General features: G+C 64.1%; 26 protein-coding genes and 1 tRNA gene. 25 read left to right on the forward strand and 2 right to left on the reverse strand.

The window, feature by feature from the left end; genetic code table 11:
* Positions 1–578: 578 nt before the first annotated feature.
* Together glpK and ABD866_RS00010 are read right to left on the reverse strand one after the other, a co-directional pair.
* Positions 579–2,072 (reverse strand): glycerol kinase GlpK, encoded by a 1,494-nt coding sequence (gene glpK / locus ABD866_RS00005; protein WP_345059867.1) that lies wholly within the window; start codon positions 2,070–2,072, stop codon positions 579–581.
* 162 nt (positions 2,073–2,234) lie between these two features.
* Positions 2,235–2,999 (reverse strand): DeoR/GlpR family DNA-binding transcription regulator, encoded by a 765-nt coding sequence (locus ABD866_RS00010; protein ID WP_345059870.1) that lies wholly within the window; start codon positions 2,997–2,999, stop codon positions 2,235–2,237.
* Between the two features lie 271 nt (positions 3,000–3,270).
* Between ABD866_RS00010 and ABD866_RS00015 the strand changes: the two genes are divergently transcribed.
* From ABD866_RS00015 to ABD866_RS00135, 25 genes are all read left to right on the forward strand, one after another.
* Entirely contained in the window at positions 3,271–4,344 is a 1,074-nt protein-coding gene (locus ABD866_RS00015) for an ABC transporter ATP-binding protein (protein WP_345059873.1), read from the forward strand.
* A gap of 2 nt (positions 4,345–4,346) precedes the next feature.
* On the forward strand, positions 4,347–5,438 hold the full coding sequence (locus tag ABD866_RS00020; RefSeq protein ID WP_345059876.1) for an ABC transporter ATP-binding protein: 1,092 nt from the start codon (positions 4,347–4,349) through the stop codon (positions 5,436–5,438).
* Positions 5,435–6,331, forward strand: a complete 897-nt coding sequence (locus tag ABD866_RS00025) for a carbohydrate ABC transporter permease (RefSeq protein ID WP_345059879.1) — start codon at positions 5,435–5,437, stop codon at positions 6,329–6,331. Before ABD866_RS00020 ends, ABD866_RS00025 begins: the two co-directional genes overlap by 4 nt.
* Complete coding sequence (locus ABD866_RS00030) at positions 6,324–7,136, forward strand: carbohydrate ABC transporter permease (RefSeq protein WP_345059882.1); 813 nt, start codon at positions 6,324–6,326, stop codon at positions 7,134–7,136. Before ABD866_RS00025 ends, ABD866_RS00030 begins: the two co-directional genes overlap by 8 nt.
* Positions 7,137–7,292: 156 nt before the next feature.
* The gene (locus ABD866_RS00035; RefSeq protein ID WP_345059885.1) at positions 7,293–7,601 is read left to right on the forward strand and encodes a DUF2160 domain-containing protein; all 309 of its coding nucleotides are present in this window, start codon (positions 7,293–7,295) and stop codon (positions 7,599–7,601) included.
* Positions 7,602–7,787: 186 nt separating this feature from the next.
* A complete protein-coding gene (locus tag ABD866_RS00040; protein ID WP_345059888.1) occupies positions 7,788–9,521 on the forward strand; it encodes an ABC transporter substrate-binding protein in 1,734 nt (577 codons plus the stop codon).
* A 132-nt stretch (positions 9,522–9,653) separates the two neighbouring features.
* Positions 9,654–11,246: a glycerol-3-phosphate dehydrogenase/oxidase gene (locus ABD866_RS00045; protein ID WP_345059891.1), complete on the forward strand. Its 1,593-nt coding sequence runs from the start codon at positions 9,654–9,656 to the stop codon at positions 11,244–11,246.
* 326 nt (positions 11,247–11,572) lie between these two features.
* A complete protein-coding gene (rplN, locus tag ABD866_RS00050; protein ID WP_345059894.1) occupies positions 11,573–11,941 on the forward strand; it encodes a 50S ribosomal protein L14 in 369 nt (122 codons plus the stop codon).
* 9 nt (positions 11,942–11,950) lie between these two features.
* On the forward strand, positions 11,951–12,271 hold the full coding sequence (rplX, locus tag ABD866_RS00055) for a 50S ribosomal protein L24 (RefSeq protein WP_345059898.1): 321 nt from the start codon (positions 11,951–11,953) through the stop codon (positions 12,269–12,271).
* A gap of 9 nt (positions 12,272–12,280) precedes the next feature.
* Complete coding sequence (gene rplE / locus ABD866_RS00060; protein WP_345059901.1) at positions 12,281–12,820, forward strand: 50S ribosomal protein L5; 540 nt, start codon at positions 12,281–12,283, stop codon at positions 12,818–12,820.
* An 8-nt stretch (positions 12,821–12,828) separates the two neighbouring features.
* The gene (gene rpsN / locus ABD866_RS00065; protein WP_345059904.1) at positions 12,829–13,134 is read left to right on the forward strand and encodes a 30S ribosomal protein S14; all 306 of its coding nucleotides are present in this window, start codon (positions 12,829–12,831) and stop codon (positions 13,132–13,134) included.
* A 20-nt stretch (positions 13,135–13,154) separates the two neighbouring features.
* A complete protein-coding gene (rpsH, locus tag ABD866_RS00070) occupies positions 13,155–13,550 on the forward strand; it encodes a 30S ribosomal protein S8 (protein WP_345059907.1) in 396 nt (131 codons plus the stop codon).
* Between the two features lie 25 nt (positions 13,551–13,575).
* Entirely contained in the window at positions 13,576–14,109 is a 534-nt protein-coding gene (gene rplF / locus ABD866_RS00075; RefSeq protein ID WP_345059910.1) for a 50S ribosomal protein L6, read from the forward strand.
* 11 nt (positions 14,110–14,120) lie between these two features.
* Complete coding sequence (gene rplR / locus ABD866_RS00080; protein WP_345059913.1) at positions 14,121–14,486, forward strand: 50S ribosomal protein L18; 366 nt, start codon at positions 14,121–14,123, stop codon at positions 14,484–14,486.
* A 16-nt stretch (positions 14,487–14,502) separates the two neighbouring features.
* Entirely contained in the window at positions 14,503–15,021 is a 519-nt protein-coding gene (rpsE, locus tag ABD866_RS00085) for a 30S ribosomal protein S5 (RefSeq protein ID WP_345059916.1), read from the forward strand.
* 13 nt (positions 15,022–15,034) lie between these two features.
* Positions 15,035–15,217, forward strand: a complete 183-nt coding sequence (gene rpmD, locus ABD866_RS00090) for a 50S ribosomal protein L30 (protein WP_345059919.1) — start codon at positions 15,035–15,037, stop codon at positions 15,215–15,217.
* 10 nt (positions 15,218–15,227) lie between these two features.
* On the forward strand, positions 15,228–15,659 hold the full coding sequence (rplO, locus tag ABD866_RS00095; protein ID WP_345059922.1) for a 50S ribosomal protein L15: 432 nt from the start codon (positions 15,228–15,230) through the stop codon (positions 15,657–15,659).
* A 23-nt stretch (positions 15,660–15,682) separates the two neighbouring features.
* A complete protein-coding gene (gene secY / locus ABD866_RS00100) occupies positions 15,683–17,002 on the forward strand; it encodes a preprotein translocase subunit SecY (RefSeq protein ID WP_345059925.1) in 1,320 nt (439 codons plus the stop codon).
* Positions 17,003–17,139: 137 nt separating this feature from the next.
* A complete protein-coding gene (gene rpmJ, locus ABD866_RS00105; protein ID WP_005793651.1) occupies positions 17,140–17,253 on the forward strand; it encodes a 50S ribosomal protein L36 in 114 nt (37 codons plus the stop codon).
* A 23-nt stretch (positions 17,254–17,276) separates the two neighbouring features.
* Positions 17,277–17,642, forward strand: coding sequence for a 30S ribosomal protein S13 (rpsM, locus tag ABD866_RS00110; RefSeq protein ID WP_187734971.1), 366 nt, complete (start codon positions 17,277–17,279; stop codon positions 17,640–17,642).
* Positions 17,643–17,660: 18 nt separating this feature from the next.
* Positions 17,661–18,065: a 30S ribosomal protein S11 gene (rpsK, locus tag ABD866_RS00115; RefSeq protein WP_011793799.1), complete on the forward strand. Its 405-nt coding sequence runs from the start codon at positions 17,661–17,663 to the stop codon at positions 18,063–18,065.
* A 91-nt stretch (positions 18,066–18,156) separates the two neighbouring features.
* Positions 18,157–18,780: a 30S ribosomal protein S4 gene (gene rpsD, locus ABD866_RS00120; protein ID WP_345059935.1), complete on the forward strand. Its 624-nt coding sequence runs from the start codon at positions 18,157–18,159 to the stop codon at positions 18,778–18,780.
* 118 nt (positions 18,781–18,898) lie between these two features.
* Positions 18,899–19,891: a DNA-directed RNA polymerase subunit alpha gene (locus ABD866_RS00125; protein WP_345059938.1), complete on the forward strand. Its 993-nt coding sequence runs from the start codon at positions 18,899–18,901 to the stop codon at positions 19,889–19,891.
* 86 nt (positions 19,892–19,977) lie between these two features.
* Positions 19,978–20,379: a 50S ribosomal protein L17 gene (gene rplQ, locus ABD866_RS00130; RefSeq protein ID WP_345059941.1), complete on the forward strand. Its 402-nt coding sequence runs from the start codon at positions 19,978–19,980 to the stop codon at positions 20,377–20,379.
* An 18-nt stretch (positions 20,380–20,397) separates the two neighbouring features.
* A tRNA-Met gene (locus ABD866_RS00135) sits at positions 20,398–20,474 on the forward strand.
* The last annotated feature ends 114 nt before the right edge of the window (positions 20,475–20,588 follow it).

Consider the following 20,588-nt stretch of genomic DNA (forward strand, 5'->3'; position numbering starts at 1 on the left):
CCGCTGCTTGGGTCTGGCTGGCGCAGGCTCGGATGCTGTTGGGGCGGCTTCAATAGATTTCTTCTACACCCTCCAAAAGAAAGTCACCAAAGAAAAGGCGCCCTACAGGCTGCGTCCCCACGCGCACTGCCGTGCGCCTGGGGCAACCTGCGGTGCTCGCGCCTGGGGTGCGCCGCATAACTCACTTCGCGCCTGTGGCGCTGCGTTCGGACAAATGCGGCGAGTCAGAAGACGAAGCCTGCGTGTCCTACGGCACGCAGGCCACCCCAGTCGCTGCGCTCCTCGGCGCATCCTGAAGGGGGTGGGGGCGGGCCATCGCTGCGCTCGGCCCGGTGGGCGCACTATCGCTCTGACGTAGATGACGGCGGTGCTGTTTTGCCCAGGCGGCTACGCCGCCCGGGCCGGCGAAGCCAGGCACCCCACAGCGCCCGCTTCGTCACGCCCTCCACCACTGGCGCGGCCCAAGGCCAGGGCAGCCGAGTAAGGGCCGCCCCGCAGCGAGGGCTGCGTCCCCCTTCCCGAACGGCGCAGCCGTTCGAGACAAGGGGGAAGGCGCGCAGCGCCTCAGGGGGTTGTCACTACTCCACCGTCGCCTGCCGCACCGCCCGCTCCCAGTTCGCCATCAGCTCCTGCGCGCGGGCGCTGCTGAGGGTGGGCAAAAAGCGGCGCTCGGCGCGCCACAGGGCCGACAGTTCTTGCGTGCTGGCGTACACGCCCGACGACAGCCCGGCCAGGTAGGCCGCGCCGAGGGCGGTGGTTTCGATCACCGCCGGGCGCACCACCGGAATGCCCAGCAGGTCGGCCTGGAACTGCATGAGCAGGTCGTTCACGCAGGCGCCGCCGTCCACGCGCAGCTCGCTCACGGGCGCGCCGCCAGCGGCCACGGCGTCGCGGCTCATGGCCAGCAGCAGGGCGGCGCTTTGGTAGGCGATGCTTTCCAGCGAGGCGCGGGCAATGTGCGCGAGCGTGGTGCCGCGCGTGAGGCCCGTGATGGTGCCGCGGGCCTCGGGCTTCCAGTACGGTGCGCCCAGGCCGGTGAAGGCGGGCACCATCATCACGCCACCCGAGTCGGGCACGCTGTGGGCCAGGGCCTCGACCTCGCTGCTGGTGGTGATGGCACGCAGGCCGTCGCGCAGCCACTGCACCACCGCGCCGCCTACGAACACGCTGCCTTCCATGGCGAACTCGGGTTGGGTCGTCGCTTGTGCCGCGCTGGTGGTGAGCAGGCCGTTCTGGCTGGTCTGGAAGGTGCCGCCCGTGTGCATGAGCATGAAGCAACCCGTGCCGTAGGTGTTCTTGGCCATGCCGGCCGTGAAGCACGCCTGGCCGAACAGCGCGCTTTGCTGGTCACCGGCCACGCCGCCGATGCGGATGCCGTGGCCCAGCAGGTCGGCGGCCACGTCGCCAAAGTGCGCGGCCGAGGGCAGCACCTCGGGCATCAGCGCCTTGGGGATGCGCAACAGCGCCAGCAGATCGTCGTCCCACTGGTTGGTGTGCACATTGAAGAGCATGGTGCGCGCGGCGTTGCTCACGTCGGTGACGTGGCGCTGGCCGTGCGTGAGCTGCCAGATGAGCCAGCTGTCCACCGTGCCGAAGGCGAGTTCGCCGCGCTCGGCGGCTTCCCGCGCGCCGGGCACGTGGTCCAGCATCCACTGCAGCTTGGTGCCCGAGAAGTACGCATCCACCAGCAGCCCGGTCTTGGCCTGGATGGTGGCGGCATGGCCTTGCGCGCGCAGCGCGGCGCAGGCGGGCTCGGCGCGGCGGTCTTGCCAGACGATGGCGTGGTGCACGGGCTGGCCCGTTTTGCGGTTCCAGAGCACCGTGGTTTCGCGCTGGTTGGTGATGCCCACGGCGCGCACGGTCTGCGCGGCAATACCGGCCTTTGCCAGCGCCTCGCGCGCCGTGGCGAGCTGCGTGCGCCAGATCTGCAGCGGGTCGTGCTCCACCCAGCCAGGCTGGGGGTAGATCTGCGGCAGCTCCTGCTGCGCCATGGCCACGATGTGGCCGCGTTCGTCAAACACGATGCTGCGCGAGCTGGAGGTGCCTTGGTCGAGTGCGAGCAGGTAGGTCATGGTGGCGGGTCTCGGTAATCGTGGGTTCCATTGTGTGGCGTGTGGCCGCTGCGGTCTGTTCGTGCCCGGCCCAGGCTGGTGGACGCCAAGCAAGGGCCGCCCCGCAGCGAGGGCGTCGTCCCCCCGGGGGGAAGGCGCCGCAGGCGACTCAGGGGGGAGCCTTCATGCCGCCACGGTACAGACAACGCCGGCATCCTGCAGCAGCGCCGGAAATGGCTCGGGCGGCGGTGCGTCGGTGAACAGCCGCCCGATCTGGTCGAGCCGCGCGAGCTGCACCATCGCCGGGCGGTTGAACTTGCTGTGGTCGGCCGCGAGCCACACATCGCGGGCGTGCTCGATGATGGTCTGTGCGACCTTGACCTCGCGGTAGTCGAAGTCGCGCAGCGAGCCGTCGGCCTCGATGCCTGAGATGCCGATGAGTGCGATGTCCACGCGGAACTGGCGGATGAAGTCCACCGCCGCCTCGCCCACGATGCCGCGGTCGCGCGCACGCACCACGCCGCCCGCCACGATGACTTCGCAGTCCGGGTTCTGGCTCAGGATGGCGGCCACGTTGAGGTTGTTGGTGATCACGCGCAGGCCGCGGTGGTGCAGCAGCGCCTTGGCAATGGCTTCGGTGGTGGTGCCGATGTTCAGGATCAGCGAGCAGTGGTGCGGCACCTCGGCCGCCACGGCGCGCGCGATGCGCGCCTTGCCTTCGGCGTTCAGCGTCTCGCGCTGGGTGTGCGCCAGGTTTTCCACGGTGGAGCTGGGCACGCGCACACCGCCATGAAAGCGCGTGAGCAGCCCGGCCTCGGCCAGGCGCTGCACATCGCGCCGCACGGTCTGCAGTGTCACGCCCAGCGTGTCGGCCAGCTGCTCCACAGTGGCCGACTGGCGGGTGCGCACCTCTTCCAGCAGCTTGAGTTGGCGGGGGTTGGTGTTCACGGTGTCGGAGGGCGGCAGCGAAGTCGCCAGAAGTGGAGAAGGTGTCACCGAATCGTAACGAATTGCAGGTATGCAGGAGCCCTGGGGGCGCTGTGCCATGGGCGGTGCGCAGAGTGCGAATGAATGTAAATCGAACAAAAACGAAAACACTAAGGGTAAACCTTAGGCTTATTCGCGCGAAAACGAACAAAAATGAAAAAAACCGAAGGAGAGGGCGGTGCACTCAGCGCCGCGCCAGAGGGGCGGCCGCAGGGCCGGGGAGAAGTGCTTCATGCAGCTGGCTTTGGACAGCATCAGCAAGAAAGTCGGCGCGCAGACCTGGCTCTATGACATGAGCCTGTCGCTGCGCAGCAGCGCCGTGACGGTGCTGCTGGGCGCCACGCAGGCGGGCAAGACCAGCCTCATGCGCATCATGGCCGGGCTGGACGTGCCCACCGCCGGCCGCGTGATGGTCGATGGCCAGGACGTGACCGGCGTGCCCGTGCGCGAGCGCAACGTGGCCATGGTGTACCAGCAGTTCATCAACTACCCGTCGATGACGGTGGCCGACAACATCGCCTCGCCGCTCAGGCTGCGCGGCGAAAGCAACATCGACGCCCGGGTGCGCGAGCTGGCCAGCCGCTTGCACATCGAGATGTTTTTGAACCGCCTGCCGTCCGAGCTGTCGGGCGGGCAGCAGCAGCGCGTGGCGCTGGCGCGTGCGCTGGCCAAGGGGGCGCCGCTGATGCTGCTCGACGAGCCGCTGGTGAACCTCGACTACAAGCTGCGCGAAGAACTGCGCGAAGAGCTCACGCAGCTGTTCGCGGCCGGCCAGTCCACCGTGGTGTACGCCACCACCGAGCCGGGCGAGGCCTTGCTGCTGGGCGGCTACACCGCCGTGATGGACGAAGGCCGCCTGCTGCAGTACGGCCCCACGGCCGAGGTGTTCCATGCCCCGGCCTCGCTGCGGGTGGCCCGCGCCTTCAGCGACCCGCCCATGAACCTGGTGGCCGCCACGGGGCAGGACGGCGGCGTGCGCCTGCCCGATGGCACGGTGCTGCCGCTGGCGCTGCCCGCGTCTGCCGGCGGCCCGCTCACCGTGGGCCTGCGCGCCAGTGCGCTGCGCGAGCAGGCCCGTCCGGGCGACGTGGCGGTGTACGGGGTGGTGGAGCTGGCCGAAATCTCGGGCTCCGACACCTTCGTGCACGTGGACACGCCCTGGGGCGAGCTGGTAGCCCAGCTCACAGGGGTGCATTACTTTGACCTGGGGGCGCGCATCGCGCTGCATCTGAACCCGGCGCAGGCCTATGTGTTTGGTGCCGACGAGGCGCTGCTGCTGGCGCCCCGGCGCGCGGGAGGGCGCTGACCATGGCACGCATCCAGCTCGACCTGGCCCATTCGTACCGGCCCCATCCGCAGCAGGACAGCGACTACGCACTGCTGCCGCTGAAGATGGATTTTGAAGACGGTGGCGCGTACGCGCTGCTCGGCCCTTCGGGCTGCGGCAAGACCACCATGCTCAACATCATGTCGGGGCTGCTCGTGCCCTCGCACGGCACGGTGCTGTTCGACGGCCGCGACGTCACGCGTGCCACGCCGCAAGACCGCAACATTGCGCAGGTGTTCCAGTTTCCGGTGATCTACGACACCATGACGGTGGCCGAGAACCTGGCGTTCCCGCTCAAGAACCGCAAGGTGCCGGCAGCGCAGATCCAGGCGCGCGTGGGCCAGATCGCCGAGATGCTGGAGATGAGCCACCAGCTCGACATGCGCGCGGCGGGCCTGTCGGCCGACCAGAAGCAGAAAATCTCGCTGGGCCGTGGCCTGGTGCGCTCCGACGTGGCGGCGGTGCTGTTCGACGAGCCGCTGACGGTGATCGACCCCCACCTCAAGTGGCAGCTGCGCCGCAAGCTCAAGCAGATCCACCACGAGCTCAAGCTCACGCTGATCTACGTCACGCACGACCAGGTGGAGGCGCTCACCTTTGCCGACCAGGTGGTGGTGATGAGCCGCGGCAAGGTCATGCAATTGGGCACGCCCGACGCGCTGTTCGAGCGGCCCGCGCACACCTTTGTGGGGCACTTCATCGGCTCGCCGGGCATGAACTTCGTGCCGGCCGAGGCCGACGCCAGCGGCGCGCTGCTGCAGGTGGCGGGCCAGCGCCTGGTGCCGCCGCCGGCCCTGGCCGAACGGGCCCTGCCCGCCGGTGCGCTGCGCGTGGGCGTGCGGCCCGAATACCTGGCCCTGTCCGCTGCCGGTGCGCCCGGGGCGCTGCAGTGCAGCGTGGCCCAGGTGCAGGACCTGGGCACCTCGCAAATGCTCACGGCCACCGTGGGCGGCCACACGCTCAAGGCCCGCGTGGCACCCGATGTGGAACTGCCGCCCGTCGGGGCCACCGTGTGGCTGCAGGCGCTGGGTGCGCACACCTGCTTCTATCGCAATGAGGAGCTCCTCGCATGAGCACCACGACCAAACCGGTGAACCAGAAGGCCTGGTTCCTGATCCTGCCGGTGATCCTGTGCGTGGCCTTCTCGGCCATCCTGCCGCTGATGACGGTGGTGAACTACTCGGTGCAGGACATCATCAGCCCCGAGCGCCGCGTGTTCGTGGGCACCGAGTGGTTTGCCGCGGTGATGCGCGACGAAGAACTGCACGCCGCGCTGTGGCGCCAGCTCACGTTCTCGCTGGCGGTGCTGGCGGTGGAGATTCCGCTGGGCATTCTGCTGGCGCTGTCCATGCCCGCACAGGGCTGGAAGGCCTCGGCCGTGCTGGTGGTGGTGGCGCTGTCGCTGCTGATCCCGTGGAACGTGGTGGGCACGATCTGGCAGATCTACGGCCGCACCGACATCGGGCTCATGGGCCGCATGCTGCAGGAGATGGGCATCGACTACAGCTACACCGGCAATGCCACACAGGCGTGGCTCACGGTGCTGCTGATGGACGTGTGGCACTGGACGCCGCTGGTGGCGCTGCTGGCCTACGCGGGCTTGCGCTCGATTCCCGACGCCTACTACCAGGCTGCGCGCATCGACGGGGCCAGCAAGTTCGCAGTGTTCCGCTACATCCAGCTGCCCAAGATGCGCGGCGTGCTGATGATCGCCGTGCTGCTGCGCTTCATGGACAGCTTCATGATCTACACCGAGCCCTTCGTGCTCACCGGTGGCGGCCCGGGTAATGCCACCACCTTCCTCAGCCAGTACCTCACGCAAAAAGCCGTGGGCCAGTTCGACCTGGGGCCTGCGGCCGCGTTCTCGCTGATCTACTTCCTCATCATCCTGCTGCTGTGCTTCATCCTCTACAACTGGATGCAGCGCATGGGCACTGCCGACACCAAGGAGGGCGGCCATGACTGAACCCCGCTTCCAGAAGCGCACGCTGTTCCTCATCGCCTACCTGGTCTTTGCCATCCTGCCCATCTACTGGATGGTCAACATGAGCTTCAAGACCAACGAGGAGATCCTGTCGAGCTTCTCGTTCTGGCCGCAGCACTTCACCTGGGACAACTACAAGACCATCTTCACCGATGCGTCCTGGTACTCGGGCTACATCAACAGCCTGATTTATGTGGCCATCAACACGGTGATCTCGCTCACCGTGGCGTTGCCCGCGGCCTATGCGTTCAGCCGCTACCAGTTCCTGGGCGACAAGCATGTGTTCTTCTGGCTGCTGACCAACCGCATGACGCCGCCTGCGGTGTTTTTGCTGCCGTTCTTCCAGCTCTACACCACTGTGGGGCTGATGGACACGCACGTCGCGGTGGCGCTGGCGCACCTGCTCTTCAACGTGCCGCTGGCGGTGTGGATTCTCGAAGGCTTCATGAGCGGCGTTCCGCGCGAAATCGACGAGACCGCCTACATCGACGGCTACAGCTTCCCGCGCTTTTTCCTCACCATCTTTTTGCCGCTCATCAAGGCCGGCGTGGGTGTGGCGGCGTTCTTCTGCTTCATGTTCAGCTGGGTCGAGCTGTTGCTGGCCCGCACGCTGACCAGCGTGAACGCCAAGCCGATTGTGGCCACCATGACGCGCACCGTGAGCGCCAGCGGCATGGACTGGGCGACGCTGGCCGCCGCCGGGGTGCTGACCATCGTGCCCGGCGCCATCGTGATCTGGTTTGTGCGCCACTACATCGCGAAGGGCTTCGCCATGGGGCGAGTGTGATGCACCCCCTGAGTCGCCTGCGGCGCCTTCCCCCTCCAGGGGGACGACGCCCTCGCTGCGGGGCGGCCCTTGCCCGGCGGCCCGCGCCTGGGCCGCGTCCGTTTTCACCGCTCCGGGCACCCGGTTGCGCGATGTCCCCAGAAAGGAACCTGTCAGATGTTTGATTGGATGGCCTGGACCACGCCCGTGGCCGTGTTCTTCACTTGCATCGTGCTCATGCTCATCGGCATGACGGTGTGGGAGATCAAGTCGCCCACCACGCTGCGCAAGGGCTTTTTGCCGATGGCCACCACGCGCGGCGACCGCCTGTTCATCGGCCTGCTGTCGGCCGCCTACGTGAACCTGATGTTTGTGGGTTTGGCCGGGCGCATTGCCGAGTGGCTGGGCCTGGCGGCCGAGCCTTCGGTGTGGTTCAGCTTCGTGGCGTCCATGGCGCTGCTGGTGTTCATCCTGCGCAAGGGGTAGCGCGCTGAGTGCTTCAAAAAAGTGAGCGGCTCGTGCTTGGATTTGCTGCGCTTGAAAGCAAAAAGCATCTGAATCCAAGAGAAATCAAGCACAAGCCGCTATCAAATTCATAGTTTCCAAGCGCCGTTCTGAGTCCCCCCGGGCCGGCGTCATTCGAACAGGGGGCATCCATCTGAGGAGACAGCAATGAAGGTGCAGTTCAAGGCGATCGCATTCGCCGCCGCAACCCTGGCTTTGGGGCACGCCGCCTGGGCCGGCGAGGCAGAAGCCAAGAAGTGGATCGACAGCGAATTTCAACCCTCCACGCTGAGCAAAGAGCAGCAGATGGCCGAGATGAAGTGGTTCATCGACGCCGCCAAGAAGCTGCAGGCCAAGGGCGTGAAGGAAATCTCGGTGGTGTCTGAAACCATCACCACGCACGAGTACGAATCCAAGACGCTGGCCAAGGCCTTCGAGGAAATCACCGGCATCAAGGTCAAGCACGACCTGATCCAGGAAGGCGACGTGGTCGAGAAGCTGCAGACCTCGATGCAGTCGGGCAAGTCCATCTACGACGGCTGGATCTCCGACTCCGACCTGATCGGCACCCACTACCGCTACGGCAAGATCCTGAACCTGACCGACTACATGGCCGGCGCGGGCAAGGAGTGGACCAACCCCGGCATCGACCTCAAGGACTACATCGGCACCAAGTTCACCACCGGGCCCGATGGCAAGCTCTACCAGCTGCCCGACCAGCAGTTTGCCAACCTGTACTGGTTCCGCGCCGACCTGTTCGAGCGCAAGGACATCAAAGACCGCTTCAAGGCCAAGTACGGCTACGACCTGGGCGTGCCGCTCAACTGGTCGGCCTACGAAGACATTGCCGAGTTCTTCAGCAACGACGTCAAGCAGATTGACGGCAAGCCCATCTATGGGCACATGGACTACGGCAAGAAGGATCCGTCGCTGGGCTGGCGCTTCACCGACGCTTGGCTGTCCATGGCCGGCACGGCCGATATCGGCGCGCCCAATGGCCTGCCGATCGACGAATGGGGCATCCGCGTGGCCGACGACAAGTGCACACCCGTGGGTGCCAGCGTGTCGCGCGGCGGTGCCACCAACTCGCCTGCAGCCGTCTATGCGCTGACCAAGTACGTGGACTGGATGAAGAAGTACGCGCCCAAGGAAGCCATGGGCATGACCTTCGGCGAAGCCGGCCCTGTGCCCGCACAAGGCCAGATCGCGCAGCAGATCTTCTGGTACACCGCCTTCACCGCCGACATGACCAAGCCCGGCCTGCCCGTGGTCAACGCCGACGGCACGCCCAAGTGGCGCATGGCCCCCGGCCCCAACGGCCCGTACTGGAAGCAGGGCATGCAAAACGGCTACCAGGACGTGGGCAGCTGGACCTTCTTCAAAGACCACGACGCCAACAAGACGGCCGCCGCCTGGCTCTACGCCCAGTTCGTGACAGCCAAGACCACGTCGCTCAAGAAGACCCTGGTGGGCCTGACGCCGATCCGCGAATCCGACATCCAGAGCAAGGCCATGACCGACGCTGCGCCCAAGCTCGGCGGCCTGGTCGAGTTCTACCGCAGCCCGGCCCGCGTGGCCTGGTCGCCCACCGGCACCAACGTGCCCGACTACCCCAAGCTGGCCCAGCTCTGGTGGAAGAACGTGGCCCAGGCCGTCACGGGTGAAAAGACGCCCCAGGGCGCCATGGACACCCTGGCCGAAGAGATGGACCAGGTGATGGCCCGCCTGGAGCGCGCCGGCATGGCCAAGTGCGCGCCCAAGCTCAACAAGAAGGAAGACCCCAACAAGTGGCTGAGCGACAAGCAGGCCCCCTGGAAGAAGCTGGCCAACGAGAAGCCGAAGGGCGAAACCATCGAGTACGCCAAGCTGCTGCAAGCCTGGAAGGACGGCAAAGTCCGCTGACCGGCTCCCACGGACCGGCCGCCTCCTGACCGGAGCGGCCGGCCCCACCCGCCCGCCCCGCCCACCGTGCCGGGGTCGGGTATTCAGGGTTAACCCTTATCCCTTGGCCATTCCGAGGGACAATTCACTGTTATGACCACCGTGCCCCACGCCTTGCCCACACCACGCGCCGAACTGCTGGCGCGTCTGTCGCAACCCCACACCTACGACCTCGCGGTCATTGGGGGCGGTGCCACAGGGTTGGGTGTCGCGCTGGACGCTGCCGCCCGCGGCTTCAGCGTGGTGCTGGTCGAATCGCAGGACTTTGCCAAGGGCACCTCGTCGCGCGCCACCAAGCTCGTGCACGGCGGGGTGCGTTACCTGGCCCAGGGCAACATCGCGCTGGTGCGCGAAGCCCTGCACGAGCGCACCACGCTGCTGCGCAACGCGCCGCACCTGGCGCAGCCGCTGCCGTTCGTGATGCCGTCCTACCGTTTCTGGGAAACCCCGTTCTATGGGGCCGGCCTGGTGGCCTATGACGCCCTGGCGGGCAAGGCCGGCCTGGGCTCCACCGAATTCTTGGGGCGTGCGCGCACGCTCCAGTACCTGCCTACGGCCCGCGAAGAAGGTCTCAAGGGCGGGGTCAAATACTGGGACGGGCAGTTCGACGACGCCCGCCTCGCCTTGGCGCTGGCGCGCACGGCCGCGCGCCACGGTGCACTGGTGGTCAACCACTGCCCGGTGCGCGAGCTGGTGCACGAAGAGGGTCGTGTGGCCGGATTCGTCTGCGAAGACGCCGAAACCGGACAGCAATACCGGGTGCGTGCCCGCTCGGTGGTCAACGCCACCGGGGTCTGGGTAGACACCTTCCGCCAGATGGACAACGCGGCCCTGGGGCGTCCGGCCAAGCCCATCGTTGCGCCCAGCCAAGGCGTGCACATCGTGGTGGACCGCGACTTCCTGCCCAGCGACCATGCGCTCATGGTGCCCAAGACGGCCGATGGCCGCGTGCTGTTTGCCGTGCCCTGGCTGGGCAAGCTCATCCTCGGCACCACCGATAGCCCGCGCCAGGACATCGTCGCCGAGCCGCAGCCTTTTGCCGAAGAGTTGCGCTTCATTCTGGAAGAGTCGGCCCGCTATCTGCGCCGCGCACCGCGTCGCGAAGATGTGCGCAGCATCTGGGTAGGCCTGCGGCCGCTGGTCAAGCCCTCCGGCGACGACGGCGAGAACACCAAGGGCCTGAGCCGGGAGCATACCGTGCTCGTCAGCCGCAGCGGCCTCGTCACCGTCACCGGCGGCAAGTGGACCACCTACCGTGCCATGGCTGAAGACGTGCTGCGCAAATGCTTCGACGCTGGCCTGCTGCCGGCCAAGCCCGAAGGCGTGACTGTGCGCCTGCCACTGGTGGGCGCACCGGAGGGCCCGGTGCAGCACAGCATGGCCGACGCCCAGGGCTGGCATTCGTACGGAAGCGAAGCCCCGCAGGTGCGAGCGCTGCCCGGTGCCGAGCATTGGTTGGCCCCGGGCCTGAGCGAAGCCATGGTGCGCTTCGCCGTGCGGCATGAATACGCGCGCACCGTCGAAGACGTTCTGGCGCGGCGCTCACGCCTGCTGTTCCTCGACGCCCTGGCCGCGCACGCCGCTGCGCCCGCCGTAGCCGCCATCGTGGCGGCTGAAACCGGCGGCGACCCGGCGCTCGCGGCCTTCGAGGCGCTGGCGCGCAGTTACCAGACCCTTCCGGCCTGAGGGGGCAGCCTTCTGCATGGTCTGCGGGCGTGCTCTGGGTGGCTCGCGCTGGTGCGGGCATTCCGCGCTGTACGTCCCATCCCATCAGGCAGCCCATGCGGCGAGACCTCCCAAGTCAAGGCAAAGCACCCAGGCAGTTGACAACGCAGTCTGTTAGTGAGACACTAGGCGGCTTCGCGTTTCATGCGCGAGGTTTCTGCCCAGCGGGAAGCGTTGCAAATGGTTTGCAGCGCGGACGACGGGCCCAAGACTGACTGGCTGTGACAGCGGCCCTTGAGAAGACTCTGGGGCTGAAGATCCTGCTGGTGCAAGTTGGGAATATTGAAATGATCCAGACAGAATCTCGGTTAGAGGTCGCCGACAACACCGGCGCGAAGTCCGTCCTTTGCATCAAGGTGCTGGGTGGTTCCAAGCGCCGCTATGCAAGCGTGGGCGACATCATCAAGGTGAGCATCAAGGAAGCTGCTCCGCGCGGCCGCGTCAAGAAGGGCGAGGTTTATAACGCGGTGGTGGTGCGCACGGCGAAGGGCATTCGTCGCGGCGACGGCTCCCTCGTCAAATTCGATGGCAACGCAGCCGTGTTGCTGAATGCAAAGTTGGAGCCGATTGGCACCCGTATCTTTGGACCCGTGACGCGTGAACTGCGTACCGAGAAGTTCATGAAGATCGTGTCCCTGGCTCCTGAAGTTCTCTGAGGACGCGCCATGAACAAGATTCGCAAGGGCGACGAAGTCATCGTGCTGACCGGCCGTGACAAGGGCAAGCGTGGCACCGTCACGCTGCGCAAGGACGACACGCATGTGGTCATCGAGGGTATCAACCTCGTCAAGAAGCACACCAAGCCGAACCCGATGAAGGGTACGACCGGCGGCATCGTCGAAAAGGCCATGCCTATCCACCAGTCGAATGTGGCGATCTTCAACCCCGCCACCGGCAAGGCCGATCGCGTGGGCATCAAGGTGCAGGCCGACGGTACGCGTGTTCGCGTGTTCAAGTCGAGCGGCGCTGAAATCAAGGCGGGCTAAGGAGCAAACATGGCACGACTCCAACAACACTACCGCGAAAAGATCGTTCCCGAACTCACCCAGAAGTTCGGCTACACCTCCCCCATGGAGGTTCCGCGTCTGACCAAGATCACGCTGAACATGGGCGTGAGCGAGGCGGTGTCGGACAAGAAGGTCATGGACAACGCCGTGGCCGATCTGACGAAGATCGCCGGCCAGAAGCCCGTGGTGACCAAGGCCAAGAAGGCTATCGCCGGCTTCAAGATCCGTGAAGGCCAGGCCATCGGCTGTATGGTCACGCTGCGCGGCGTGCGTATGTACGAATTCCTGGACCGTTTCGTCACCGTGGCGCTGCCCCGCGTGCGTGACTTCCGTGGTATCTCGGGTCGCGCTTTCGACGGTCGTGGCAACTACAACATCGGCGTCAAAGAACAGATCATCTTCCCGGAAATCGAGTACGACAAGGTGGATGCGCTGCGTGGTCTGAACATCAGCATCACGACGACAGCTAAGACCGACGAAGAAGCCAAGGCCCTGTTGGCTGGTTTCCGTTTCCCGTTCAAGAACTGAGGTGCTACATGGCTAAAGTAGCTTTGATCCAGCGCGAACTGAAGCGCGAAAAACTGGTCGCCAAGTACGCAGCTAAGTACGCTGAGCTGAAGGCCATCGCGGGCGATGCCAAGCGCAGCGACGAAGAGCGTGAAGCCGCTCGCCTCGGTCTGCAGAAGCTGCCGCGCAACGCGAACCCCACGCGCCAGCGCAACCGTTGCGAAATCACGGGCCGTCCCCGTGGCACCTTCCGCCAATTCGGTCTGGCCCGCGCCAAGGTGCGTGAAATGGCTTTCAACGGCGACATCCCCGGTGTCACCAAGGCCAGCTGGTAAGCAGGCAGGAGAGATACAACATGAGCATGAGTGATCCCATCGCCGACCTGCTGACCCGCATCCGCAACGCGCAGATGGTCTCGAAGGCCACGGTGCAGGTGCCTTCCTCGAAGGTCAAGGTCGCAATCGCCCAGGTCCTGAAGGACGAGGGCTATATCGACGGCTTCCAGGTCAAGACCGAAGACGGTAAGTCCGAACTCGAAATCACCCTGAAGTACTACGCCGGTCGCCCCGTGATCGAGCGCATTGAGCGCGTGAGCCGGCCTGGCCTGCGTGTCTACAAGGGCCGTGATTCCATTCCCCAGGTCATGAACGGTCTGGGCGTGGCCATCGTCACGACCCCCAAGGGCGTGATGACCGACCGCAAGGCGCGCGCCTCCGGTGTGGGCGGTGAAGTGCTTTGCTACGTCGCCTGACGCGTGGCATTGAGGAGAGTCTGAAATGTCCCGAGTAGGAAAAATGCCTGTGACCATCCCCGCTGGCGTGGATGTGTCGATCAAGGAAGATCAGATCAGTGTCAAGGGTGCCGGCGGTACCCTGAACCTGTCGCAAAACGCCCTGGTGAAGGTGAGCAACGCCGAAGGCAAGCTGTCGTTCCAGCCTGCCAACGACTCGCGTGAAGCCAATGCCATGACGGGTACGCTGCGCCAGCTGGTCAACAACATGGTGCTGGGCGTCAGCAAGGGCTTCGAAAAGAAGCTGAACCTGGTCGGTGTGGGCTACAAGGCCCAGGCTTCGGGTTCTAAGCTGAACCTGGCAGTGGGTTTCTCCCACCCCGTGAACATCGAAATGCCTGCCGGTATCACCGTGGCAACTCCGACGCCGACGGAAGTGGTGATCAAGGGTGCTGATCGTCAGCGCGTGGGCCAGGTCGCTGCTGAGATCCGTGCGATCCGTCCTCCCGAGCCTTACAAGGGCAAGGGCATCCGTTATGCGGATGAGACGATCACGATCAAAGAGACCAAGAAGAAATAAGGAGCTGCAACATGCTGAACAAGAAAGAGCAGCGTCTCCGTCGTTCGCGTCAGACCCGCATTCGCATTGCCCAGCAAGGCATTGCCCGTCTGACGGTCAATCGTACCAACCTGCACATCTACGCCACCGTGATCTCCGGCGACGGCAACAAGGTGCTGGCCAGTGCGTCCACGGCCGAAGCCGAAGTGCGCCAGTCGCTCGGTGGTTCGGGCAAGGGTGGCAACGCCGCTGCAGCCCAGATCATTGGCAAGCGCATCGCCGAGAAAGCCAAGGCTGCCGGCATTGAGAAGGTGGCCTTCGACCGCGCTGGCTTTGCCTACCACGGCCGCGTGAAGGCGCTGGCCGAAGCGGCCCGCGAAGCCGGTCTGCAGTTCTAAGCGGAGCGAATTGAAAATGGCGAAATTTCAACCCAAGGTGCAAGACGAAGGTCGTGACGACGGTCTGCGCGAAAAAATGATCGCGGTCAACCGCGTGACCAAAGTTGTGAAGGGTGGCCGCATTCTGGGCTTCGCTGCACTGACGGTGGTTGGCGACGGTGACGGCCGCGTGGGCATGGGCAAGGGCAAGTCCAAGGAAGTGCCGGCGGCTGTGCAAAAGGCGATGGAAGAAGCCCGTCGCAACATGATCAAAGTGTCGCTGAAGAACGGCACGATCCACCATAACGTGACGGGCCACCATGGCGCTGCCACCGTGATGATGGCTCCGGCCCCCAAGGGTACCGGCATCATCGCCGGCGGCCCGATGCGTGCTGTGTTTGAAGTGCTGGGTGTGACCGACGTTGTGGCCAAGAGCCATGGCTCGTCCAACCCCTACAACATGGTTCGCGCCACGTTCGACGCTCTGGCCAAATCCACCACCCCTGCGGAAGTGGCGGCCAAGCGCGGCAAGTCGGTCGAAGACCTGTTCGCTTGAAGGAATGCATCCAATGACGACGCAACAAACCATCAAGGTGCAGCTGGTTCGCAGCCCGATCGGCACCAAGGTGTCGCACCGTGCCACCGTGCGTGGCCTGGGCCTGCGCAAGCTCAACAGCGTGAGCGAACTGCGGGACACCCCCGAAGTGCGCGGCATGATTAACAAGATCAGCTATCTGGTCAAAGTCCTCTGAGAGAACGATCATGGAACTCAATAGCATCAAGCCCGCAGAAGGCGCCAAGCATGCCAAGCGCCGCGTAGGCCGTGGCATTGGCTCCGGCCTGGGCAAGACCGCTGGCCGTGGTCACAAGGGTCAGAAGTCCCGTTCGGGCGGCTACCACAAGGTGGGCTTCGAAGGCGGCCAAATGCCGCTGCAGCGTCGCTTGCCCAAGCGTGGCTTCAAGTCGCACCTGCTCAAGTTCAACGCCGAAGTGTCCCTGAAGGCGCTCGATCAACTCGGCCTGGCCGAGGTGGATCTGCTGGCGCTCAAGCAGGCCGGTCTGGTGGGCGAGCTCGCCAAGGTCGTGAAGGTCATCAAGAGCGGTGAAATCACCAAGGCCGTGAAGCTCACGGGCATCGGTGCAACCGCGGGTGCCAAGGCTGCGATCGAAGCGGCTGGCGGCAGCCTGGCCTGACACGCACGTACTGAAAGGCATCCGTGGCTACTAGCGCGGCTCAAATCGCGAAGACCGGGAAATTCGGCGACCTGCGTCGCCGGCTGGTGTTCCTGCTGCTGGCCTTGGTCGTGTACCGCATCGGGGCTCACATCCCGGTGCCGGGCATTGATCCGGTGCAACTGCAGCAGCTGTTCAACAGCCAGCAGGGCGGCATCCTGAACCTGTTCAACATGTTCTCGGGTGGCGCGCTGTCCCGCTTCACGGTGTTCGCTCTGGGGATCATGCCGTACATCTCGGCATCGATCATCATGCAGCTGATGACGTACGTGGTTCCCACGTTTGAGCAGCTGAAGAAGGAAGGAGAGGCTGGGCGTCGCAAGATCACCCAGTACACGCGCTATGGCACGTTGGGCTTGGCAATTTTCCAGTCGCTTGGCATTGCTGTTGCGCTGGAAAGCTCCGCCGGACTGGTGCTGAGCCCCGGTTTCGGGTTCCGTCTCACGGCGGTGGTCAGCTTGACGGCTGGCACGATGTTCCTGATGTGGCTGGGTGAGCAGATCACTGAGCGCGGTCTGGGCAACGGCATCTCGATTCTGATCTTCGCGGGCATTGCCGCGGGTCTTCCGGGCTCCATCGGTGGATTGCTGGAGCTGGTGCGCACGGGTGCTATGAGCATTCTCGCGTCCCTGTTCATCGTGCTGCTGGTGGTGCTGGTGACCTACTTCGTCGTGTTCGTCGAGCGTGGCCAGCGCAAGATCCTCGTGAACTATGCGCGGCGCCAGGTGGGCAACAAGGTGTATGGTGGACAGTCGTCCCACCTGCCGCTGAAGCTCAACATGGCCGGGGTGATCCCGCCGATCTTCGCATCGTCGATCATTCTGCTGCCCGCGACGGTGGTGAATTGGTTCAGCGCTGGTGAGTCGATGCGCTGGCTCAAGGACATCGCATCGGCCCTGACCCCTGGTCAGCCGATCTATGTGATGTTCTATGCCGCTGCTATCGTGTTCTTCTGCTTCTTCTACACGGCCTTGGTGTTCAACAGCAGGGAAACTGCAGACAACCTGAAGAAGAGCGGAGCGTTCATCCCGGGCATCCGTCCGGGCGATCAGACCGCGCGGTATATCGACAAGATCCTGGTGCGCCTGACGCTCGCGGGTGCGGTGTACATCACGTTCGTGTGCCTGCTGCCGGAGTTCCTGATCCTGAAGTACAACGTCCCGTTCTACTTCGGTGGGACTTCGCTGCTGATCATCGTGGTGGTGACGATGGACTTCATGGCGCAGGTGCAAAACTACCTGATGTCTCAGCAATACGAGTCGTTGCTGAAGAAGGCCAACTTCAAGGCCACTCCGGGAGCTTGAAGCAACAGGACCGGACGCTGGCTTGACCAGCGTTCACGACAAACCAGGCGCCCTGGAACGCTTCGAGGGCACAGACAGACAGTGAAGGCAGTCCGCGCCACAGGCCGTGACAGCGCCAAGAGTTTTAGGAGAATGCAATGAGAGTTTCGGCTTCGGTCAAAAAAATCTGCCGCAACTGCAAGATCATCCGCCGCAAGGGTGTGGTGCGCGTGATCTGCACGGACCTGCGCCACAAGCAGCGTCAAGGTTGATCGGAAAGTATTAGAGGACGCATATGGCACGTATTGCTGGCATCAACATTCCGCCGCATCAGCACGCTGAGATCGGCCTGACCGCCATTTATGGCATCGGTCGCACCCGCGCACGCAAGATCTGCGAAGCCTGCGGCATCGCCTACTCGAAGAAGGTCAAGGACCTGACCGATGGCGATCTGGAAAAGATCCGCGACCAGATCGCCCAGTTCACCATCGAAGGTGACCTGCGCCGCGAGACGACGATGAACATCAAGCGACTGATGGATATCGGTTGCTACCGTGGCTTCCGCCACCGCCGCGGTCTGCCGATGCGCGGTCAGCGCACGCGTACCAATGCCCGCACCCGCAAGGGTCCGCGCAAGGGCGCTGCTGCATTGAAGAAGTAAAGAGATTGAGAGATCACCATGGCCAAGTCTCCTGCCAATAACGCAGCCCAGCGCGTACGCAAGAAGGTCCGCAAGAACGTGTCGGACGGCATTGCCCACGTGCACGCTTCGTTCAATAACACGATCATCACGATCACCGACCGCCAGGGCAACGCTCTGTCCTGGGCTTCGTCGGGCGGTCAGGGTTTCAAGGGCTCGCGCAAGTCCACGCCGTTCGCGGCACAGGTCGCTTCCGAAGTGGCCGGTCGCGCTGCGATTGAGCAGGGCATCAAGAACCTCGACGTTGAAATCAAGGGTCCGGGCCCTGGTCGCGAGTCGTCGGTGCGCGCTCTCGGCGCCCTGGGCATCCGCATCACGTCGATTTCCGATGTGACGCCGGTTCCCCACAACGGCTGCCGTCCGCAAAAGCGCCGTCGTATCTGACTTTTTCTGAAGACCACCGCCACCGGTGTTCGTTTGCGAGCGCACGGTGGCTCGCGCATTTCGGTGCGTTAGATGACACAAAGGAAATCAAGTGGCACGTTATCTCGGCCCCAAGGCCAAACTCTCCCGCCGCGAAGGCACCGACCTGTTTCTGAAGAGCGCTCGCCGCTCGATCGCTGACAAGTCGAAGTTCGATTCCAAGCCTGGTCAGCACGGCCGCACCTCGGGTGCGCGCACCTCTGACTATGGTCTGCAACTGCGTGAAAAGCAGAAGGTCAAGCGCATGTACGGCGTGCTGGAAAAGCAGTTCCGCCGCTACTTCGAAGAGGCCGAGCGCCGCAAGGGCAACACGGGTGCCAACCTGCTGACGTTGCTTGAATCGCGTCTGGACAACGTGGTGTACCGTATGGGCTTCGGTTCGACCCGTGCAGAAGCGCGTCAGCTTGTGTCGCACAAGGCGATCACGGTGAACGGTCAATCGGTCAACATCCCTTCGTTCCTGGTCAAGGCCGGCGACGTCGTGGCTGTGCGCGAAAAGTCGAAGAAGCAGGCCCGTATCGTCGAAGCCCTCCAACTGGCGGCCCAAGTTGGCATGCCGGCGTGGGTGGAAGTGAACGCCGACAAGGCTGAAGGCGTGTTCAAGAAGACGCCGGACCGCGATGAATTCGGTGCTGACATCAACGAATCGCTGATCGTCGAACTGTACTCGCGTTAATCGTCTGCGCCCCGCTGCGCAACCCAGTCCCATGTCCCTAAACCGCGTTGCATCGCGGTTTAGGCGCTTCACCAGCCTTACCGGTGTAACGAGCCGGGGGTATTGAGAGGAAGTCTGAATGCAAACCAATTTGCTGAAACCCAAGGCGATCAATGTCGAACAGCTTGGCCACAACCGTGCCAAGGTCGCATTGGAGCCCTTCGAGCGCGGATATGGCCACACGCTGGGCAATGCTTTGCGCCGTGTCCTGCTGTCGTCGATGGTGGGTTACGCAGCGACCGAAGTCACGATTGCGGGCGTGCTGCACGAGTATTCGTCGATCGACGGCGTCCAGGAGGACGTAGTCAACATCCTGCTGAACCTCAAGGGTGTGGTGTTCAAGCTCCACAACCGCGACGAAGTGACGCTGAGCCTGCGCAAGGATGGTGAAGGTGTCGTCACGGCACGTGACATCCAAACGCCCCACGATGTGGAGATCGTCAACCCGGACCACGTCATCGCGCATCTGTCGCAAGGCGGCAAGCTCGACATGCAAATCAAGGTCGAGAAGGGCCGTGGCTACGTGCCCGGCAACGTGCGCCGCTACGCGGACGAGAGCACCAAGTCGATTGGCCGCATCGTCCTCGACGCATCGTTCTCCCCGGTCAAGCGCGTGAGCTACACCGTCGAAAGCGCTCGCGTGGAGCAGCGCACTGACCTGGACAAGCTGGTGGTCGAGATCGAGACCAACGGTGCGATCACCGCAGAAGACGCTGTGCGCGCTTCGGCCAAGATCCTGGTAGAACAACTGGCTGTATTCGCCCAGCTCGAAGGCGGTGAACTCGCGGCTTTCGACGCTCCCAGCGGCTCCCGCGGTGCGGCCACGTTCGACCCGATCCTGCTGCGCCCGGTCGACGAGCTCGAACTCACCGTGCGCTCGGCCAACTGCCTCAAGGCCGAGAACATCTACTACATCGGTGACCTGATCCAGCGCACCGAAAACGAGCTGCTCAAGACCCCGAACCTGGGCCGCAAGTCGCTCAACGAGATCAAGGAAGTGCTTGCTTCGCGCGGCCTGACCCTGGGCATGAAGCTTGAGAACTGGCCACCGGCCGGCCTCGACAAGCGCTGAGCAGTACAATCGAGAGTTTTCCAACCCGTGCAACGCGCAGTACCTGACACGGCTGCGCGTACCAACAACATTCAAGGAATAGCACCATGCGCCACGGACACGGCCTTCGCAAACTGAACCGCACCAGCTCGCACCGCCTCGCGATGCTGCAGAACATGATGAACTCGCTCATCGAGCACGAGGTCATCAAGACCACCGTTCCCAAGGCCAAGGAACTGCGCCGCGTGATCGAGCCCATGATCACCCTGGCCAAGGTGGATTCGGTGGCCAATCGCCGTCTGGCTTTCAACCGCCTGCGCGACCGCGACAGCGTGACCAAGCTGTTCAACGACCTGGGCCCGCGTTTCGCAACCCGCCCGGGTGGTTACACGCGCATCCTGAAGATGGGCTTCCGCGTGGGCGACAACGCCCCCATGGCGCTCGTCGAGCTGGTGGATCGTCCGGCCGCAGAAACTTCTGCTGAAGCTGGCGCAGAAGCTGCGAAATAAGCTATAATTTCCGTCTACCGCGCGATGGAGCAGTCTGGTAGCTCGTTGGGCTCATAACCCAAAGGTCGGAGGTTCAAATCCTTCTCGCGCAACCAAATTTCAGCATATGCTGACCCAAAAGCCCGCTTATAGCGGGCTTTTTTGTTGCTATCGCCCTGGTTGAGCCGCCTCCGTGTCCCCTTGCATGGGGTGCATGGTGAGGTGCTTAT

The sequence above is a fragment of the Acidovorax lacteus genome (genome assembly GCF_039540375.1).
Classification (GTDB): domain Bacteria; phylum Pseudomonadota; class Gammaproteobacteria; order Burkholderiales; family Burkholderiaceae_C; genus Acidovorax_G; species Acidovorax_G lacteus.

Excerpts from the sequence above, each read along its gene's own strand:
- rplE (WP_345059901.1), top strand. The coding sequence starts at position 12,281 with ATGGCACGACTCCAACAACACTACCGCGAAAAGATCGTTCCCGAACTC.
- rpsH (WP_345059907.1), top strand. The coding sequence starts at position 13,155 with ATGAGCATGAGTGATCCCATCGCCGACCTGCTGACCCGCATCCGCAAC.
- rpsN (WP_345059904.1), top strand. The coding sequence starts at position 12,829 with ATGGCTAAAGTAGCTTTGATCCAGCGCGAACTGAAGCGCGAAAAACTG.
- ABD866_RS00020 (WP_345059876.1), top strand. The coding sequence starts at position 4,347 with ATGGCACGCATCCAGCTCGACCTGGCCCATTCGTACCGGCCCCATCCG.
- ABD866_RS00035 (WP_345059885.1), top strand. The coding sequence starts at position 7,293 with ATGTTTGATTGGATGGCCTGGACCACGCCCGTGGCCGTGTTCTTCACT.
- rpsE (WP_345059916.1), top strand. The coding sequence starts at position 14,503 with ATGGCGAAATTTCAACCCAAGGTGCAAGACGAAGGTCGTGACGACGGT.
- rplF (WP_345059910.1), top strand. The coding sequence starts at position 13,576 with ATGTCCCGAGTAGGAAAAATGCCTGTGACCATCCCCGCTGGCGTGGAT.
- rpsM (WP_187734971.1), top strand. The coding sequence starts at position 17,277 with ATGGCACGTATTGCTGGCATCAACATTCCGCCGCATCAGCACGCTGAG.
- rplN (WP_345059894.1), top strand. The coding sequence starts at position 11,573 with ATGATCCAGACAGAATCTCGGTTAGAGGTCGCCGACAACACCGGCGCG.
- ABD866_RS00045 (WP_345059891.1), top strand. The coding sequence starts at position 9,654 with ATGACCACCGTGCCCCACGCCTTGCCCACACCACGCGCCGAACTGCTG.
- rpmJ (WP_005793651.1), top strand. The coding sequence starts at position 17,140 with ATGAGAGTTTCGGCTTCGGTCAAAAAAATCTGCCGCAACTGCAAGATC.
- glpK (WP_345059867.1), bottom strand. The coding sequence starts at position 2,072 with ATGACCTACCTGCTCGCACTCGACCAAGGCACCTCCAGCTCGCGCAGC.
- rplX (WP_345059898.1), top strand. The coding sequence starts at position 11,951 with ATGAACAAGATTCGCAAGGGCGACGAAGTCATCGTGCTGACCGGCCGT.
- ABD866_RS00025 (WP_345059879.1), top strand. The coding sequence starts at position 5,435 with ATGAGCACCACGACCAAACCGGTGAACCAGAAGGCCTGGTTCCTGATC.
- rplQ (WP_345059941.1), top strand. The coding sequence starts at position 19,978 with ATGCGCCACGGACACGGCCTTCGCAAACTGAACCGCACCAGCTCGCAC.
- ABD866_RS00030 (WP_345059882.1), top strand. The coding sequence starts at position 6,324 with ATGACTGAACCCCGCTTCCAGAAGCGCACGCTGTTCCTCATCGCCTAC.
- rplR (WP_345059913.1), top strand. The coding sequence starts at position 14,121 with ATGCTGAACAAGAAAGAGCAGCGTCTCCGTCGTTCGCGTCAGACCCGC.
- rpsK (WP_011793799.1), top strand. The coding sequence starts at position 17,661 with ATGGCCAAGTCTCCTGCCAATAACGCAGCCCAGCGCGTACGCAAGAAG.
- rpmD (WP_345059919.1), top strand. The coding sequence starts at position 15,035 with ATGACGACGCAACAAACCATCAAGGTGCAGCTGGTTCGCAGCCCGATC.
- ABD866_RS00015 (WP_345059873.1), top strand. The coding sequence starts at position 3,271 with ATGCAGCTGGCTTTGGACAGCATCAGCAAGAAAGTCGGCGCGCAGACC.
- rplO (WP_345059922.1), top strand. The coding sequence starts at position 15,228 with ATGGAACTCAATAGCATCAAGCCCGCAGAAGGCGCCAAGCATGCCAAG.
- ABD866_RS00040 (WP_345059888.1), top strand. The coding sequence starts at position 7,788 with ATGAAGGTGCAGTTCAAGGCGATCGCATTCGCCGCCGCAACCCTGGCT.
- ABD866_RS00125 (WP_345059938.1), top strand. The coding sequence starts at position 18,899 with ATGCAAACCAATTTGCTGAAACCCAAGGCGATCAATGTCGAACAGCTT.